Source organism: Clostridium sp. UBA1056, assembly GCA_002316385.1.
Taxonomy (GTDB): Bacteria; Bacillota; Clostridia; order Clostridiales; family Clostridiaceae; genus Clostridium_J.
The window spans coordinates 327,087-345,009 of record DCDL01000024.1 but is presented as its reverse complement, the minus strand read 5'-3'; the positions used below and the strand labels follow the sequence as shown (position 1 = coordinate 345,009).

Below are 17,923 nucleotides of genomic sequence, written 5' to 3'. Positions count from 1 at the left end.
TTAGCTCAGTTGGTAGAGCACCTGACTCTTAATCAGGGGGTCCAGGGTTCGAACCCCTGATGGCGCACCAAAGCTCGTAATACGAATAAAAGTATTGCGAGCTTTTTATTTAAAAACTATAGAACAGTATAGTTTTTAAATAAAATATATTAAAGTAAGTATAGATATTATATGTGATATAAGAAGGAAAAAGTAATGAGTATGGTAAGATATGTCCTCAATGTGGATTTATTAGGTATCCTAGAATAAGTCCGGCTATAATAGTTGCTATAGTTAAGGAAGTAAAGTTACCTATTGTTAGTAGTGCTCAATCAAAACATAGTTTTTATAGTGTTTTAACAGGATTTTTGGAACCGAGTGAAACTTTAGACAATGTGCAGAGAGAGGTAATGGAATAAGTTGCATAAAAGTTAAGAATATAAATTATTTTAGAAATCAGTCATGACCTTTTCTTAACTTTCTTATGGTAGGATTCAAAGTAGAATATGATGCTTATGAAATAGAAGTTGATGGAGTTGGATTGTATGGGCAGAGTTGTTTGATGCAGATAATTTGCCTAATATTCCAAGGAGTATTAGTATTTCAAGAAAATTAATAGATTAAGGAAAATTATACTATATACTAAATTTATAGTTGAATTTAAAGTAAAGAGTAGTTTGTTTTTACAGTATACTAAAGAAACTTTAACACATAATAAATATGAATAGATGTGTTAAAGGAGGGATAAATATGGATCATAAACTAATAAGAGAGCAGCAATATGAGGTTAAACAACGCGAAGATGATAAAAGAAAATATACAAAAGAAAACTATCTTCGTAACGGTAGTAAATCTCAAGGACAATATGCTCAAAGCAGCTTCAATACAACTATAGAAGAGCCAGGTACGAATGATAGTGGTATTGTAGCAAAGAAGAATGGTTATTAAAATCAAATATTTTATTTATAAAAGCTTTCGTTCAATTAATTTTGAATGAAAGCTTTAAATTTTTATTACAATATTTTTAAATGTAAAAATAAAATAGTATAGTTTATAAGTAATTAAATTACATAAATTTTTAATAAAGAATTTTACCTATGGTATAATAAAGCTATTAAATTTTTACATAGTGTATAAGGAGCAATTAAATTATGGATAAGAATAAGGTTAAGGCTTTTGCAATATGGTCAAGAAATAATCTGATTGAAAGAGTAAAAGATAGAGCATATAAAATTGGTATTGAAGACAATAGGATTAAAGATATAGAAGAAGTTGAAGGTGGATTTAAAGTAGTTGGAGGAGAAGAAGTATTCAATATTTTACCTACCCATAGAAAAGCGCTAATAAAGGAAATAGAAAGTAAATCTTTAGATGAAGTTGTAGAAGATGTGGCATATACTTGGTTTAATAGATTTATAGCTTTAAGGTATATGGAAGTGAATGATTATCTTCCTATTGGAATAAGAATTATGTCTTCAGAGATACCAGGTAAGAGAGAGCCTGATATTATATCTAGAGTTGGTGAAGTTATAAGAGAGCTAAAACTAGATTCTGACTTAGTCTATAATTTATTAGATAGCGGTAGAAATGCTGATAGAGAAAGATTATATAAATATATTATAATAAGACAATGTAATGAATTAGGGAATATTATTCCTAGTCTATTTGAAAAAATAGAAGACTATACAGAATTGTTGTTTCCAGATAATCTTTTGGAAGAAGGATCTATATTGAGAAGAATGTGCAATGACATAGATGAAAGAGATTGGAAACAAGAAGTAGAGATTATAGGATGGATGTACCAGTACTATATATCTGAAAAAAAGGATAGGGTTTTTAATGATTTAAAGAAAAATATAAAAATTACTAAAGAAAATATTCCGGCAGCTACTCAGCTATTCACTCCTAAGTGGATAGTGAAATACCTAGTAGAGAACTCTCTAGGAACTATGTGGATTCAAGGACATGAAGATGAAAATTTAAAGAAAGAATTGGAATACTATTTGCCAGAAAGTATTCAAGAATCAGAAATAAATGAGCTTTTAGATAGCATTAGATTAAATAGAAAAAATTTATATCCTGAAGATATAAAAATTCTTGACCCATGTATGGGATCAGGTCACATATTACTATATACTTTTGATGTGCTTCATAAAATTTATAAATCTGCGGCATATCCAGAAAGGGAGATTCCAAGAAAAATATTAGAAAATAATATTTTTGGATTAGACATCGATTCAAGAGCAACTCAAATTGGTACTTTTGCCCTTGTCATGAAGGCTAGATCTTATAATAGAAGATTTTTTAGAGAGGTTGAAAAGAGACCTTTGAAGCTTAATATAGAAGCCATAGAAGAAAGTAATGGTATTACCTATGAAATTATAGAGTACTTCGCAAAGGGAAATGAAGAATTAAGGGGAGATTTATCTTATCTAGTAAATACTTTTAGAGATGGTAGAGAGTATGGATCAATATTAAGAGTTGAGGAAGTTAACTTTCAAGTTTTAGAAGAAAGATTGAAAGAAATAAATGAAGAAAATAATTTAGTATTTAGTGATTATAGACAGGTAATTTTAAATAAATTACCTAAGCTTATAAATCAGGGAAAAATAATGAGTAATAAATATGAAGTTTGTATTACTAATCCACCTTATATGGGGCTTAGAGGTGCTAATGATACCATTGCTAAATATTTAGCTAATAAATATCCTTTGTCTAAGCATGATCTATTCTCTGTGTATATGGAGGTATGTAAGAATTATCTAAAAAAAGATGGAATTTATGCTATGGTAAATCAACATTCATGGATGTTTTTAAGTAGTTTTCTAGAGCTTAGAACAAAAATTTTAGAAGAAAGTACTTTTATAAGTATGATTCATTTAGGAGCTAGGGTATTTGAAGATAATGTTGGAACCATAGTACAAAATGTTGCTTTTATAAATCAAAATAGTGAAATTCCTAAATATAGAACTAGAATTATAGATGTAACCAAGGATACAACTGCTATAGAAAAAGAAATGAAAATAAAGTCAGTTTGTAATGGCATTGATAAACACAGAACTTATGATATATGGCTAAAAAAACTTATGACAATTCCAACAAAACCTATTGCTTATTGGATAAATGACAATATATTAAATTTATTTTATACCCTAGGTAGATTCGAAGATATTGCGAAGCCTAGACAAGGAATGGCTACATCTGATAATAAACGGTTTTTAAGAGAATGGTATGAGGTTAATATAAATGAAATCAATTTTACAGCTGCAGATAGTGAGGAAGCTTTAGCAAGTAAAAAAAAGTGGTTCCCATATAATAAGGGTGGAGAGTTTAGAAAATGGTTTGGAAACAATAGATTTATAATTAATTGGGAAAATAATGGTGCTGAGGTAAAGGATTATGCAGCAAAACTATATAAATCATATAGTAGAACTATAAAGAATGAGGAATTTTATTTTAGAAGCGGCCTTACTTATACTTTTATTTCTGAAGATATGGGAGTGAGATATTCTCCAAAGGGATTTATATTTGATGTTGCTGGCTCTTCTATATTTTTTAATGATAAATCTATAGAAAAAGTAATATTGGCATTATTATGTAGTAAGGTTGCAAATATGTTTCTAGATATAATGAATCCTACTTATAATATACAAGTAGGTGACCTAAAGAATATTCCGGTACATGAAGATATATTTAAAAAAGAAATTAGATCTGTAGTGGATAACATTGTAGAAGAAAATATAGACATTAGTGAAGAAGAGTGGAATAACTTTGAGATATCATGGAACTTTAAGGTTCACCCATTGTTGAGAGGGGCAAGGAAAAATAATTTTAAGGATGTAACAATAGAGTCTACGTTTAACCTTTTAGAAAAAGATAATATTAAAATTATAGAGAAACTTAAAAGTAACGAAGAAAAGCTAAATAAAATTTTTATAGATGTTTATGGATTAAATGAGGAATTGAGTCCAGAACTGTCTTACAAGGATATCACATTAAGAAGAGCTGATGTAGAAAGAGAAGTAAAATCTCTCATATCCTTTGCGGTAGGATGTATTATGGGTAGGTATTCACTAGACGTTGAGGGATTAATATATGGTGGAGGATGCTTTGAAGATAAGTGGGATTTTAAAAATAATAAAGTTAAAAAAGTTGAAAAAGATAATATGGAAAAAGTAATTGTTGATCAATGGATAGATTCAAATTTTATGCCTAAGAGTGATAATATAATACTTATAACAGAAGAAGAATATTTTTCAGAAGATATAATGACTAAATTTGTTCAGTTTGTGACTGTAGTCTATGGAGAAGATACACTAGAAGAAAATCTTAATTTTATAGCTGATACTTTAGGAAGAAAAGATGGCGAAACTTCAAAGCAAAGTATAAGAAGATATCTCTTTAAAGAATTCTACAAAGATCATATAAAGATGTATGCTAAGAAACCTATCTATTGGTTATTCGATTCAGGTAAGAATGAAGGATTTAAGGCTTTAATATATGTCCATAGATATGATAGTGCTACGGTGGCTAGATTAAGGACAGAATATGTTCATACCATGCAGAGAAAATATGAAGATGAGCTAAGTAGACTAGAATTAGTAAGTAATTCACAGGAATATAGTGCAAAGGAAAGGGCCACTGCCAGAAAAAGAAGTGATAAGTTAAAAAGGCAAATAGAAGAGCTTATTGAATATGATGAAATAGTTGGATATGTAGCTAATGAAAAAATAGATATTAGTCTAAATGAGGGAATCAGGAAAAATTATGATAGATTTCAAGGTATTAAGATAATTAAAAGAAATGGCAAGGAATCTAAGAGGAATCTTTTATATAAAATCTAAATAATTTACATTTAAATCTTGGAGGGATAATTATGGGTGGAAAATATAAATAATAATCAATAAGCAACTCTAGGATATATTTATTTTAAAATTCAGACTAAGAATATTATTTTATTGGAAATATTTACTCTGATCATTTTATTATAATAAGAATATTAAATAAGTGCAATTTCTTTAAACAGATATTGAAGGAAAATGCATCTGGCTTATTTTTAGTAGGCTGTATGAATAGAGGTAAAGAGCACTTAAAATATATTGAGGAAACAACGACTTCGAGTAATATTTTCCCAGGAAATGTTTGGAAAGTGATAGATAATCATGATAGTGGATTCATAGAAAATAATTATATAAAACTTTGAATAAGAAAGCCATTAGATAAAATGGAGTGTATAGTGTTTTTTCTTCTATCTGCATTATAGAGGAGGAAAGCAACATTAACTTTTTAACAACCTATAACTATGTAAATTCCAAATTATAAAAGTTAATTTAAAAGAGGATATTTGAGTATTACATATAAAATAATTAATATTATATTTACAATGTTAATTCTTAAAGTTATAATCAAAATTGTGTTAAGTTTAGTAAAATATTTATACATCCTTTTTAATTTATGGTAATACACTGAACTAATTCACATTTAATAGAATTTGTGTAAGTTAAAATTAAAATAAAATTACTACATGTCTCATACTGTACATGAGTCTAAGTTATAATATATAGATTAAGTTAAAGTATGGGATATTTAATAAATATATAAGGTAAGGTGAGTAACATGAACTATGAAATATTAGCAAATACAATTTTCCCTAATATTGATAAGGAGCCACAATATTATATTTCAAAGTATCCAAAGAGAAACCTTAAAGAAGGTGCAATGGTTACTAGATATGCTCCAAGCCCAACAGGGTTTCAACATATAGGAGGAGTATTTTCTGCATTAATAGATGAAAGAATAGCTACTCAAAGTGAAGGAGTCTTTTATTTAAGAATAGAAGATACAGACCAAAAGAGAGAAGTAGCTGGAGCTATTGAAGATACTATAAATACTATGCATAAGTTTGGATTAGATTTCACAGAAGGTATGACAGGAGATAATTCCTTTAAAGGTGATTATGGTCCATATAGACAAAGTGAAAGAGAAGAAATATATAAAAACTTTGCTAAAGATTTAATTAAAAAAGGTCTTGCTTATCCATGTTTTTGTACAGCAGAGGATTTAGAACAGCTTAGAGAAAAACAAACTAATGAAAAATTAACTCCAGGATATTATGGAGAGTATGCAAGCTGTAGAAGTTTATCTCCAGATGAAGCTTTAGAAAGAATAAATAAAGGTGAAAAATACATTATAAGATTAAAATCACCAGGTAGTCCAGAAAATAGAGTGGAATTTCATGATTTAGTTAAGGGTGATATTTCCTTCCCAGAAAATAATCAAGATATAGTTATAGTTAAATCAGATGGACTTCCAACTTATCATTTTGCGCATGCTATTGATGATAGTTTAATGGGAACTACCACAGTAATTAGAGGAGAGGAATGGTTATCATCTCTTCCAATTCATATTCAACTTTTTGATATTCTTGGATTTGATAGACCTGAATATGCACATACACCTACAATAATGAAGTTAGATGGAGATTCAAAGAGAAAATTATCAAAGAGAAAAGATCCAGAAAGTGCGGTAAGCTATTATGATGAAGAAGGATATCCTATGATATCTGTTATCGAGTACTTACTTAATATAATAAATTCTACTTTTGAACAGTGGAGAGAAGAAAATCCATCGTCTGATTATCATGAGTTCAGAGTATATCTAGATAAGATGAGTAAAAGTGGTGCTTTATTTGATATTGTAAAATTAAATGATGTAAGTAAAAATGTTATTTGCAAATTAAAGGCTGATTTAGTATATGAGTATTATATAAATTGGGCTAAAGATTACGATAAAGAAATGTATGATTTAGTAACTAAAAATGAAGCAATGTGTAAGGAAATATTTGAAATTGATAAAGAAGGTCCAAAACCTAGAAAGGATTTTGCTAAGTGGAGTGATGTTAAGGAAAAAATATTTTTCTTTTTTGATGAATTATTCAATGATACTTTAGAAGAAATAGAATTCCCTAAAAATATTGATTTAGTAGAAGCTAAAAGAGTAATAGAAGCTTATAGTAAAGCTTACAACTTCAATACAGATAAAGATACTTGGTTTGAAGAGTTAAAAGTAGTAGCTGTGGAATTAGGATATGCTACAGATAGAAAAGCTTTTAAGAAAAATCCAGAAGAATACAAAGGTATGGTTTCAGATGTAGCAGGTTGCGTAAGAACAGCCTTAGCTCATAGAAATAATACACCTGATCTTTATACTATTATGCAAATAATGGGTGAAGAAAGAGTTAGAAATAGATTTGATAAGTTTATACAATTATAATTAATAGTGCAATTAAAGGTACCTAAATAAAAAAAATCATCTCTGTAATTTTACAGGGATGATTTTTTATCTATAATTGAAACATATTTATTACCATCAATATAATATCTCCAAAGAAAATCTTTTGCTTCTTCTGCGTAATCAATACCTATTCTTCTAGAATATATAATATTAAAGTCTTTAAAATTATCTTCATATAAGGTCAATTCTTCACTGAATATAGAATGAGCATTTAAAGATTTATCTATATTAAAGGCTATACATAGTTTTCCTGGTCCAGAAGTAAGATTTAATATTTCTTTTGAATTAAGCTGGGAGAAAGGTTTTTTAAATCTATTCTCACTCATAATTTCAACACCTTCTATTGGTTCAATAGCACGGATTAAGACCCCTTGAGGATCACCTTCAGCACCAGTTACTATATTCATACAGTTATACATACCATATATTTTGTATACATAAGCTATACCGGCACTTGCAAATAAGGGCTCAGTTCTAGGTGTTCTTTTATAGTTATAGGCATGAGAAGCTTTATCTATTTTACCAACATAAGCTTCAGTTTCTACAATTATTCCTGTAAGTTTAAATCCTTCATAGCTTCTTACTATTATTTTGCCTAATAGGTCTTCAGCAACTTCTCTTGCATCGCGCTGAAAAAAACTAAGAGGAAGAGCGTTTAATTTCATAAGTATCCTCCATATCTACGTTTTATAGTTGAAATAATAAATTTAATTCCTAAGTACTGTAAACTCCATATTTATGAAGGTGGAATCTAACAGTATGTGACTACAGATAAGTTTAACTAAACTTCATTAGAAAATCAAATCTTATCTGAAAGTGAGCTTCACTTTATGTTATAGTTTAAATCAATAGTATATATATTATTTACTTTATATAAATAATTTTAGAGTTATTAAGTTAATTTATCTAGTAATTTTAGCTAAATTGAATTAAAATTTGAACTAATGATATATATAAGTTTTAATAGAGTTTATACATTAAATTTGTTTAGAATTCTAGATTACGCTAGGTAGTATTAATGAATTTTATTTATTGGAATCTATATATTGAAAAAAATAAAATTATGATTATATTAATATGGTTACAGCTTTATCAGGAGGAATTTTAAATGAAAATTAAAAGAAAATGGGCGCTAATTACTGGAGCTTCATCAGGTATTGGATATGAGTTTAGCAAAATATTTGCTAAAAATAACTATAATCTAATTTTAGTTGCTAGAAGCATTAAAGCTTTAGATAGAATTAAAGAAGATTTATCAAAGATTTATGGCATAGATGTTATTATAATTCAAAAAGATTTATCAAAATCTCACAGTGGAGAAGAAATCTTTAATGAGCTTATGAATTTAAATATAAAAGTAGATATACTTATAAATAATGCTGGCATAGGGGATTGTGGTTTATTTCATGAAATTAGTATGAAAAATCATAGTTTAGTTATGAAAACAAATATGATTTCTTTAACAGAGCTTACTCATTTAATTTCCAAGGATATGATTGAAAGAGGTGAGGGAAAGATTCTTAATATAGCTTCTACTGGTGCTTATCAACCAGGTCCTTATACTGCAGTATACTATGCATCAAAAGCCTATGTATTGTCTTTAACAGAGGCTTTATCAATTGAACTAAAACCCTATAATATTCAAGTAAGTGGGCTTTGTCCGGGAAATACGAAAACTAACTTCCATAGTAGAGCTGGTAAAGGAGAATTGCAAGGAGCCATGTCACCTAAGTTAGTGGCTGAAATAGGGTATAAGCAGCTTATTAATGGAAAGAGAATAATTATACCTGGAGTTAAGAATAAAATAGCTATAGGAATATCTAAAATCCTTCCCAGAAAATTATTAGGAATAGTTGTGGGATATATTCAAAAATCAGCTATTTCGCTTAAGAAGTAATATTTATTGTATGAAATTGCTTCATATTAATGTATAATTATATATTATATGGTATAAATTTTATAAAGAAAGGGGTAAGAATTTGAAAACACAAGGTATAATTTGGGGAATGGTATGTATTTTTCTTATAATTTTAATTATTATTTTTACACTTAATAGAAGAATTAAAAGTTCAATAAGAAGATTATCTAATGAGATGGAAAGAATTGCTCGAGGAGATTTAACAAAGAAACTAAAAGATGATAAAGTTAAAATCGTAAAAGACTTAATAATTTATACAAACTCTTTCATGGTAAAGGTTAGAAGACTTATAGGAAAATCTACAGAGATTGGTGATCGAATACTTATAAATTGTGCTACCTTAGATAAAAATATAAAAAACATGGAATTAAATGTGATTGAAAACGTAGAGTCCATAACCACAATATCTGAGGATATGAATAGTCAGGTTGATAAAGTTGTATCAGTTAGAAGAGATATGGAAAATATTGTTTTAAATCATGGAAGTATGGTTAAAAATTCTCATAATGTAGAAAAAATAGCTATATCAATGCTAGAATCTGTAAATGAAAGTAAGAATGAGTTTGATAAACTTATTAGTAAAATGGAAAAATCATTAATTTTAGAAAGTGAGCTATCCATAAGGTTAAAAGACTTAGGTGCAGGGGCTCAGAAGATTCAAGCTATATCTGATACAGTGAAAGAAATAAGCGCTACTACTAACCTATTATCTTTAAATGCATCTATAGAAGCTGCAAGAGCAGGAGAAGCAGGAAGGGGTTTTTCTGTAGTAGCAGAGGAAATAAGAAAATTAGCAGAAATGTCATCTGTACAAGCTAATGAGATTCAGAAAATTACAGATAAGGTACAAAATGATATTTATGAGTTTGGAACTATTATGGAGGAAGATTTATCAGTTATAAAAGAATCCATTTCATACTCCAAAGAAAATAGTAAAAATTTTCAGTCTATATCTAAAGAGAGTATGAATACCTTAGAATCTATACAAGAAATAAATAAAGCTATTGATGAGCAGAATATAAATTTAAAAAATATAGAGCTATCTATAAATAGTATCTCTAACTTTGTATCTAAGACTACTATTCATGTTCAAGATACAGCGGAACGTTCTAAGACTCAACTTGAGGTAGTAAAGAGTGTATCAGATAATATTAAAGAAGTTGTAAGTATGAATAAGGATATGAAACTAGTAATATCGTCATTTGCACAGAATTATACTTTAGATGAAGATACTGAAATATATATAAATAATGCCAAGAATATTTTAAGTAGTATTTCAAGAGAAAAATCAATAATTTCTTTAGAGGAGATTAAGTGTAATAAAGTCTTAAAGGAATTTATAAGAAAATATCCATTCTTTTATTTGCTTTCAGTTATGGATGTAAATGGAGATACCAAGGGGATAACTTTAGAGGGAAGTAGGGCTGAGTTATATTGTAATTACTCCCATAGGCCATATTTTAAGGCAGCCATTAAAGGTTCAGCTTATAAATCAGAGCCCTATATATCTTCTGATACTGATGGATATTGTATAGCACTTTCAGTACCTATTAAAAACCATGCTGGACAAGTAGTTGGGATTGTAATGGGAGATTTAGTGCTAGAAAATAATTAAAATGTAAAGGCTATCTTAGATTACTAAGATAGCTTGACTTTAATTTTCAGATTTATATAGTTCTAAGGCTCTTGCTAATTGATCAGGACATGAAGTATCCTTTACACCACAATGAATTCCTTTAAGCCTAGATATAGCTTCATCTATATCCATATTTTCTACTAGACTGCCAATTCCTAATAGATTACCAGCACAACCTCTTACAAAGCTTACATTTCTTAATTTATTATCAACTACGTCAAAGTTAATTTCCTTTGAACAAACTCCTGAAGTAATATATTTCATTTATTACGCCTCCCATGCAAACTAACATACTATTAGATAATACTTTAATTTGGTTAATACTTCAACATTAAATAACAATTATTTTATAATTAAATAGATAATGTTGTGATAATTAGAAGCTAATTAGAAATTTTACTAGCTATTATTTCTTTAACCATATTAGGAAGCTTTTCTTGTTCTTCCTTAGATAAATTTTTAGTTTCAATTGGAGGATGAATAAATAAATCTACATTGGCAGCTTTAATTTTATTGTTATTGGCCTCCATAAGTTTGTAGGAACCATTTATAGTTATGGGCACAATAGGAGCATTAGACTTAGTTGCTAGCTTAAAGCTACCAGCCTTAAATTCACCTAGAGGGCCTCCTTTACTTCTAGTACCCTCTGGAAATATAACTAGTGAATGTCCATCTTTAATTATCTTTACACCTTCAATTATAGCAGATGCAGACTTCCTAAGGTTGCTTCTATCCATAAATACACAGTGAATATATTGCATCCATGTTCTAACTATAGGTATTTTTAAAGTCTCTACTTTAGCAATAAATCCTTTAGGTTTGTCAATATAACTCATTAATAGTGGAATATCAAAATTGCCTTGGTGATTACTAATAAATACTACAGGGATATCCTTTGGAATATTTTCTTTTCCATGAACAGACACTTTTGCTCCGCTGTATTTGAGCTGAGACATAGCCCACTTTGAAGTTACTTTATGTATATAGGCCTCTTTTTCTTCTATTTTACCTTGTTTATCTAAGGACTTAACTTTATACATAGGTCCTGTTTTGGTCAACAGACTTAGAGCAAAATGACCAAACCATATAATCGTTCTTAACATAATAAATCCTCCATTATAGTAATTTATACTATTATAATTATAGTACAGAGTGTCAATTTAATAAAGAATAAAAATTATATCCTAAGGAAATTATAAAATATTAGAAAATTATTAAATAAAAGTTTTAACAATTTTCATATAATAAGTGGTATAATCCATTATAAGATAATATAGAAAGGGTGATATCTATGACTTTAAAGGATATAGACATAAAGAATAAATTCAAAAATCTTGAATTAAAACAGTTGGAAAAGCACAATGAGAAAATGTCTTCAGTATTAGTTGTAGGTGCAGTTATTGGAGCCATTGGAATTGGATATAAGGTTACTAAAGCTGTGATGAAAATAAAAAATAAAAAATAATCAGGATAAGTTTATACAAAATGAAGTTAAATGGGATAAATATAGTTAGATATATAGAATAATAAAATGGGTNNACCCATTTTATTATTCTATATACATTTAAATATTAAGTTGAATCTATTGGGTTATAAGTATGTGTCAAACCATTGAAGAGTTTCAGAAACCATAGCTTCTGTTATATAGTGATTTAGTCTATCATAGGTTTTCATATCTATTAAATCCTTATTATCATAATGTTCTTTTATTGCATTAAAGAAAGTAATTTCACTTTTTATTGGTACTAAAACATCCTTATCTCCATGAAGTAAGAGAAGAGGTGTATTAGTAAATTTATTAATATTATTTATAGGACTAAAAGAAGACAGTTCATTTAAAATTTTATCTATAAAATTTTTATTTTCTTTATGCTGATCTCCTATTATCTCCATGGTTGCTTCAACCCATGCTCCAGAGCTATTCATAATTACACCAGCTCTAATACACTTATTATGGGCCATAATACCAGAAGTAATCATTCCACCCATGGAATGACCACATACTCCAATCCGATGTTCATCTATATTATAGTGAGATTTAATATAATATAGAATAGAATTAAATTCCTTAACAGAATGTAAGATAGTTGGCCAAAATTTAGTTAGCCCACTATCAACGTGCCAATAATCTAAGGTTCCACGATCGCCATGATTTATTGAATCAGGTATAACTACCATATATCCATTACAAGCTAAGAAGCTCCCAAGATTTTTGTGTACATCTTTGTTAGAACTCCAGCCGTGGTAAAAGAACACTATAGGAAGTTTATTGGTAAAGTTCTTAGGATATATTATAAGAGTAGATATATCCTCTATAGTTGCTCTTTCTATATTAATTAAATTATTAATCCACATTGTTATGCCTCCTTCTCTAAATATCCATAGATTATAATAAGTTATATATTATTTATTAAAAAGTTATAGTTTTCTATTTTGTTTATAAATTACATTATACATAAAACATTATAATTTTGAAAGATGGCCACCATTATTATTGAATGAATATATTAAAATTAGATATTATACTTGAAAAAGTTTTATAATATATATTTATAGTTACATAACTTCATAAAAAATAGAGACAAATTTCACATTTTGTTGTATAAGTTATTTTGCTAACAATCTTTAACAAAATGAATAATTATAAATATTTTTCACATTGCATAAAAATAAGTATAAGTAATAATANNTATTATTACTTATACTTATTTTAAGGTAAATATTTAGCTAGGGTTATATTGAAAAGTAGCACATTGAGTTTCTTCATTAGTAGATGATGTATAGCCAGAAACATCAATAGAGTTTGCGGTGCATTTAAAATTCTTATTATAAACACAATGTTTAGCTCTACAATTTATATTGGAATAAGGTCTATTTATACTTATAGAGTTAGTTAAAGCGTTTGCTTTGTTTATAAAGTTTTCGCAATTTGTACCATCTGGCTGATAAGTATTAGAACCACTAATGGTTATTTCACTTAAGTTACAGTAATTAGAATTATTATTTACACAGTTATGAACTGAACATTGAAGTAAAACCATTTTATCTCCTCCAAAATCAATTTTAACGTAACCATTCATCCACCACATAATGATTAATAACTACAATAAATACAGCATATTGTAGTTAAATTTTACTGAAACTCAATATATAATATGTAATAGATAAATAGTTACATTTTAATTTAGTATACTTAATTATTCTAATTATTATACATAATCATAAATTTCTTAAAATCTTCCTCACTTAGAAACATATCTCCAATATTTCCGTGTTTAGTGTCATCATTAGAAATACCATGAAAATCAGAACCACAAGTTATAATCATATTACGTGATCTAGCTAATGATATAAATTCGTCTGTTTCTCTTTTGAAGTTCTGATAATAGAGTGCTTCAATACCATGAAAATCATATTTTAATATATTCTTAATAGATGTTTTTTTAATAAGTTTAGGATGTGCCAGAACTACTATGCAGTTATATTTCTTTAAAAGTTCAATTCCTTCTGGTATTGATATATGTTTATTAGAAACATAAGCAGGGCTATCATTTCCTATAAAGTTATCAAATATATATTGAAAGTTATATGGATATCCAGCATGGATTATAGCCTGAGCTATGTGAGGTCTAGCGACCACTCCATTACTAATTTTTAAAACATCTTCCGCATTTATTTTAATATTAAAATATTTATCTAAATTATTAACTATAGACAAGGCCCTAGTTTCTCTATTTATTTTTAAATTCTTAAGAAATTCTATTAGGGTTTTATTTTTATAATCAGACCCCTTGAAATATCCTAATATATGTATACTTTCTCCATTATGGTTACAACTTAATTCAATGCCAGGTATAAAATTAAGGGAAATTTCATTAGCTTTTGCTAAGGCTTCCTCAATTCCTTCTGTGGTATCGTGGTCTGTAATAGATAAAAGTTGAACATTTTTATTTTTAGCCATTTCTACTACTTGAGTAGGGGAAAACCTCCCATCTGATGCAGTTGTATGACAATGAAACTCCGCTATAACGTTCATAAAATATCTCCTTTCGCTTTACAGTAAATAATTTAAGTAATATAAATTTATTATATCTTACATAGAGAAGTATTTATACTAAATAAAACGATTCTACAATTTTAAATAAGATATAATCATCATATTTATTATATTTATAATATAATTTGTTATACTAGTTAAAAGTAATATAAATTACACTATAAGTATTTAAGATTTCAGTAGTAATATTAAGTGAAAATATACCAAAATGTTAATAGATAAAATAACTATTTAAAATTTTAAAAAGTTAAATAGCTTACTGTACAACTTTTTAATCTATCTATATAGAAGAGAGTATATATTTGTTTAAGAAAATTAAAATTATATATCATAAAAATGATTGTCATAATTGAAAACAAGTAGTATAATAAAATTATAAAAATAAAATTAAAGGAGAAAAAAATGAAAGGTGAAACAAGAAAGAGAATTGCAACATTAGACAACAGAATTAATACTACAAAACTTGTCAAGTTATATATTCTTCATTATTTAATATATGAAAATAGCGAGGAGTATGGTCTAGAAATAGTAAACTACATAAATAAAAACTTTACTAAAGTTTCCAATGGTTTAGTGTATCCTCTTCTTAGAGATATGGAAGAAAATTTATATCTTACAGCTAAGTGGGAGGATTTCGACAGAAAAAATAAGCGATTATATAAGATTACAGATGAAGGTATAGAACATTATAAAAGAATAAAAACAGATTATTTTGATGCCATAGAGTATAATATTTCTATTTATAATAATGTTTTAAGTCAAATCTATAATAAAAAATAGGTATTTTGTGATATAGCATTATTAGTGTCTATGTACAATTCTTAATCACATATACAATCTAAAAAGAATATCATATATGAAGAGGTTAATTAATAGGGGGCATTAAATTATGTATAAGATAACCTTAGATCCTGGACACGGTGGTAGTGATCCGGGAGGAGTTTATGGTGATTTAATAGAAAAGGATATAGTACTAGCTATAGCTTTAGAATGTGAAAAAGAGTTACGTAGACATGAAGTGGAAGTTCAGATGACTAGAACTATTGATAAATACTTAGGACTTTCCCAAAGGGCTACCATGGCTAATAATAATATGTCAGATTATTTTATTTCTATCCATTGCAATGTAGGTGGAGGAGATAGAGGTGAAATAATTTATTCTATATATAATGGTAACGGTCTAGAGCTTACAAATAAAATTAGTAGTGAAATTATGAAGAATGGTCAGACTCAAGTTAAAACTTATAATAGAATGAATAATAGTGGGAGAGATTACTTTCCATTATTAAGAGATACAACTATGGATGCGATTATTATTCAGTGTGCATTTATAGATAATGATGAGGATAATAAAGTAATTAATACTACAGAAAATCAAAAAAAATTTGGTAAAGCTATAGCAAAAGGAATTCTTTCTCAGCTAAACATTGAGTATAAGGACATTATAGAATCAACTGATAATGATTAAATTCTTTTTAAAAAGAATGAATGTTAAGTTTATACTTATTCATGAAGAATGTATTAGACCCATTAGCATATTAAGTGCTAATGGGTCTAATATTATTTTATACTTTTTACATATATCTGAAGTATATCTTCATAGCTTAATGTATAAGGATGATTTTTAAGTTTTGCTTCATTGGAGCTCATGTATGAAGCATAATTTTTTAATTCATCATGGGTTATTTTAAAATCACTTGCAAATAATTGATCTATAAAGCTTCCAAATTCATTTAGACTGGAGAAGTTTAATAAAGATAGAATTTTATTTACTCTATTATTATCATTCTTTGCATATATTTCAAGATACTCTTTTAGAAGAACTCCGTTAGCTTTACCATGAGGTATATTATGATAATAGGTTAAAGGGTATCCCATTCCATGAGGAATAGATGTACCACTTTGTGAAATTACCATTCCAGCTATGGAAGATGAAATTAATAATTTTTCACGTATCTCAAATGAAATACTTTCAGAAGATATATGTGAAATGCATTCACTAAATAGACTTAGGCCACTTTCTGCAAGGTAGTTACTAAAGTAGTTAGCGTTAGTAGACAAATACCCTTCTATCAAATGTGAAAGAGCGTCTATAGAAGTATTTATTGTTACATTTATGGGTGTATCCATCAAATAAGTAGCATCTAAAAAAGATACTACAGGAAAAATTTTAGGGGATATACCTCTTTTATTTCTTATACTATGGTCTGTTAATATAGAGTAAGGAGTAGTTTCTGTGCCAGTTCCAGCAGTAGTAGGAACAGCAACAATTGGAATGGAGCTAAGATTTGAATTTGTAAATAAATCTTCAATATCAGCTTGAGGGTTTGATAGAAGTACACCTGCAGCTTTAGAAGCATCTATAGGTGAACCACCACCAATTCCTATAATAAAATCTATATGTTTACCTTCACCAAAGGCTTTAATCTTACTAACTGTAGCTGTAGATGGATTTTCTTCTACATCATCAAAAATATGATATTCTATATTATTTTCTTTTAAAGAATTTAAGACATGGTTTAAAGACCCATTAGCTTTAGAAGAATGTTTACCAGTAACTATTAAAGCGGTATTACCTAGAGATTTCATTGTACTACCATAATTTATTATTGCATTTCTTTCACATATAACCTTAGTTGACATAAAAAATATTGGATTGCTCAAAATTTCATTCCTCCCTTAAAGTTTGATTATAATTTTTAAGTTTTATTCCTATATTTTAATATAGCATTTATTACAGATTTTCTCAATTAATTAATAGATACCACAGTTATATAAATTTTTGTTTATAAAAATTATACCTATTGAATATTAAAATTAGTTTTGAAAATAATAGATAGTAGGAGGTGAGCTTTATGGCTAAGAATAAAAAAAATAAACCTAAAAAATCTTCAAATAAGATGAATGGTGAACTTACTTCTATGAATGACAAATCAAATGAAAGTAGAAATTCAAAGACGGGATATAAGGAACAAACACCTAATTCTCACTTAAATCAATTAAAATAAGCCTATATCATACAAAAACCGGTAACTCTATG

17 protein-coding genes are annotated in these 17,923 nt (G+C 27.7%); 10 read left to right on the top strand and 7 right to left on the bottom strand.

Translation table 11 applies throughout. From position 1 onward, the window contains the following. Positions 1–744: 744 nt before the first annotated feature. The 4 genes from B3W71_RS08615 to gltX all read left to right on the top strand — a co-directional run bounded on the left by B3W71_RS08615 (position 745) and on the right by gltX (position 7,251). Complete coding sequence (locus B3W71_RS08615) at positions 745–927, top strand: hypothetical protein (RefSeq protein WP_414632007.1); 183 nt, start codon at positions 745–747, stop codon at positions 925–927. Between the two features lie 203 nt (positions 928–1,130). Next, the gene (pglX, locus tag B3W71_RS08610; RefSeq protein WP_346888529.1) at positions 1,131–4,823 is read left to right on the top strand and encodes a BREX-1 system adenine-specific DNA-methyltransferase PglX; all 3,693 of its coding nucleotides are present in this window, start codon (positions 1,131–1,133) and stop codon (positions 4,821–4,823) included. A 224-nt stretch (positions 4,824–5,047) separates the two neighbouring features. Beyond that, positions 5,048–5,182, top strand: coding sequence for a hypothetical protein (locus tag B3W71_RS08605; protein ID WP_346888528.1), 135 nt, complete (start codon positions 5,048–5,050; stop codon positions 5,180–5,182). Between the two features lie 413 nt (positions 5,183–5,595). Then, positions 5,596–7,251: a glutamate--tRNA ligase gene (gene gltX / locus B3W71_RS08600; protein WP_346888527.1), complete on the top strand. Its 1,656-nt coding sequence runs from the start codon at positions 5,596–5,598 to the stop codon at positions 7,249–7,251. 50 nt (positions 7,252–7,301) lie between these two features. Here gltX and B3W71_RS08595 read toward each other — a convergent pair whose 3' ends face one another. Then, positions 7,302–7,937, bottom strand: a complete 636-nt coding sequence (locus B3W71_RS08595; protein ID WP_346888526.1) for a DNA-3-methyladenine glycosylase — start codon at positions 7,935–7,937, stop codon at positions 7,302–7,304. A 443-nt stretch (positions 7,938–8,380) separates the two neighbouring features. On the opposite strand from B3W71_RS08595, the gene B3W71_RS08590 reads away from it, so the two are divergent. Further along, a complete protein-coding gene (locus tag B3W71_RS08590) occupies positions 8,381–9,169 on the top strand; it encodes an SDR family oxidoreductase (RefSeq protein WP_346888525.1) in 789 nt (262 codons plus the stop codon). Positions 9,170–9,251: 82 nt separating this feature from the next. After that, entirely contained in the window at positions 9,252–10,805 is a 1,554-nt protein-coding gene (locus tag B3W71_RS08585) for a methyl-accepting chemotaxis protein (protein ID WP_346888524.1), read from the top strand. Positions 10,806–10,844: 39 nt separating this feature from the next. On the opposite strand, the gene B3W71_RS08580 is transcribed toward B3W71_RS08585, so the two are convergent. After that, positions 10,845–11,090, bottom strand: a complete 246-nt coding sequence (locus tag B3W71_RS08580; RefSeq protein ID WP_346888523.1) for a TIGR03905 family TSCPD domain-containing protein — start codon at positions 11,088–11,090, stop codon at positions 10,845–10,847. 119 nt (positions 11,091–11,209) lie between these two features. Continuing rightward, positions 11,210–11,929, bottom strand: a complete 720-nt coding sequence (locus tag B3W71_RS08575; protein WP_346888522.1) for a lysophospholipid acyltransferase family protein — start codon at positions 11,927–11,929, stop codon at positions 11,210–11,212. Between the two features lie 188 nt (positions 11,930–12,117). On the opposite strand from B3W71_RS08575, the gene B3W71_RS08570 reads away from it, so the two are divergent. After that, the gene (locus B3W71_RS08570) at positions 12,118–12,291 is read left to right on the top strand and encodes a hypothetical protein (protein WP_346888521.1); all 174 of its coding nucleotides are present in this window, start codon (positions 12,118–12,120) and stop codon (positions 12,289–12,291) included. A 125-nt stretch (positions 12,292–12,416) separates the two neighbouring features. Here the strand turns inward: B3W71_RS08570 and B3W71_RS08565 are convergent, their stop codons facing one another. From B3W71_RS08565 to B3W71_RS08555, 3 genes are all read right to left on the bottom strand, one after another. Then, positions 12,417–13,181, bottom strand: a complete 765-nt coding sequence (locus B3W71_RS08565) for an alpha/beta fold hydrolase (RefSeq protein WP_346888520.1) — start codon at positions 13,179–13,181, stop codon at positions 12,417–12,419. Between the two features lie 368 nt (positions 13,182–13,549). Further along, complete coding sequence (locus tag B3W71_RS08560; RefSeq protein WP_346888519.1) at positions 13,550–13,906, bottom strand: DUF1540 domain-containing protein; 357 nt, start codon at positions 13,904–13,906, stop codon at positions 13,550–13,552. 122 nt (positions 13,907–14,028) lie between these two features. Beyond that, the gene (locus B3W71_RS08555; RefSeq protein WP_346888518.1) at positions 14,029–14,862 is read right to left on the bottom strand and encodes a PHP domain-containing protein; all 834 of its coding nucleotides are present in this window, start codon (positions 14,860–14,862) and stop codon (positions 14,029–14,031) included. Positions 14,863–15,285: 423 nt separating this feature from the next. On the opposite strand from B3W71_RS08555, the gene B3W71_RS08550 reads away from it, so the two are divergent. Continuing rightward, complete coding sequence (locus tag B3W71_RS08550) at positions 15,286–15,663, top strand: PadR family transcriptional regulator (protein WP_346888517.1); 378 nt, start codon at positions 15,286–15,288, stop codon at positions 15,661–15,663. A gap of 109 nt (positions 15,664–15,772) precedes the next feature. Continuing rightward, positions 15,773–16,351 carry an N-acetylmuramoyl-L-alanine amidase gene (locus B3W71_RS08545; RefSeq protein ID WP_346888516.1) on the top strand — a complete coding sequence of 193 codons (579 nt, stop codon included), beginning with the start codon at positions 15,773–15,775 and terminating at the stop codon, positions 16,349–16,351. A 92-nt stretch (positions 16,352–16,443) separates the two neighbouring features. Here B3W71_RS08545 and B3W71_RS08540 read toward each other — a convergent pair whose 3' ends face one another. Next, positions 16,444–17,547 carry an iron-containing alcohol dehydrogenase family protein gene (locus tag B3W71_RS08540; protein WP_346888515.1) on the bottom strand — a complete coding sequence of 368 codons (1,104 nt, stop codon included), beginning with the start codon at positions 17,545–17,547 and terminating at the stop codon, positions 16,444–16,446. Positions 17,548–17,738: 191 nt separating this feature from the next. On the opposite strand from B3W71_RS08540, the gene B3W71_RS08535 reads away from it, so the two are divergent. Continuing rightward, on the top strand, positions 17,739–17,891 hold the full coding sequence (locus tag B3W71_RS08535; protein ID WP_346888514.1) for a hypothetical protein: 153 nt from the start codon (positions 17,739–17,741) through the stop codon (positions 17,889–17,891). Positions 17,892–17,923: the final 32 nt, after the last annotated feature.

Coding starts and splice junctions, on each gene's coding strand:
- pglX (WP_346888529.1), top strand. CDS start 1,131: ATGGATAAGAATAAGGTTAAGGCTTTTGCAATATGGTCAAGAAATAAT.
- B3W71_RS08605 (WP_346888528.1), top strand. CDS start 5,048: ATGAATAGAGGTAAAGAGCACTTAAAATATATTGAGGAAACAACGACT.
- gltX (WP_346888527.1), top strand. CDS start 5,596: ATGAACTATGAAATATTAGCAAATACAATTTTCCCTAATATTGATAAG.
- B3W71_RS08595 (WP_346888526.1), bottom strand. CDS start 7,937: ATGAAATTAAACGCTCTTCCTCTTAGTTTTTTTCAGCGCGATGCAAGA.
- B3W71_RS08590 (WP_346888525.1), top strand. CDS start 8,381: ATGAAAATTAAAAGAAAATGGGCGCTAATTACTGGAGCTTCATCAGGT.
- B3W71_RS08580 (WP_346888523.1), bottom strand. CDS start 11,090: ATGAAATATATTACTTCAGGAGTTTGTTCAAAGGAAATTAACTTTGAC.
- B3W71_RS08575 (WP_346888522.1), bottom strand. CDS start 11,929: ATGTTAAGAACGATTATATGGTTTGGTCATTTTGCTCTAAGTCTGTTG.
- B3W71_RS08570 (WP_346888521.1), top strand. CDS start 12,118: ATGACTTTAAAGGATATAGACATAAAGAATAAATTCAAAAATCTTGAA.
- B3W71_RS08565 (WP_346888520.1), bottom strand. CDS start 13,181: ATGTGGATTAATAATTTAATTAATATAGAAAGAGCAACTATAGAGGAT.
- B3W71_RS08560 (WP_346888519.1), bottom strand. CDS start 13,906: ATGAATGGTTACGTTAAAATTGATTTTGGAGGAGATAAAATGGTTTTA.
- B3W71_RS08555 (WP_346888518.1), bottom strand. CDS start 14,862: ATGAACGTTATAGCGGAGTTTCATTGTCATACAACTGCATCAGATGGG.
- B3W71_RS08550 (WP_346888517.1), top strand. CDS start 15,286: ATGAAAGGTGAAACAAGAAAGAGAATTGCAACATTAGACAACAGAATT.
- B3W71_RS08545 (WP_346888516.1), top strand. CDS start 15,773: ATGTATAAGATAACCTTAGATCCTGGACACGGTGGTAGTGATCCGGGA.
- B3W71_RS08535 (WP_346888514.1), top strand. CDS start 17,739: ATGGCTAAGAATAAAAAAAATAAACCTAAAAAATCTTCAAATAAGATG.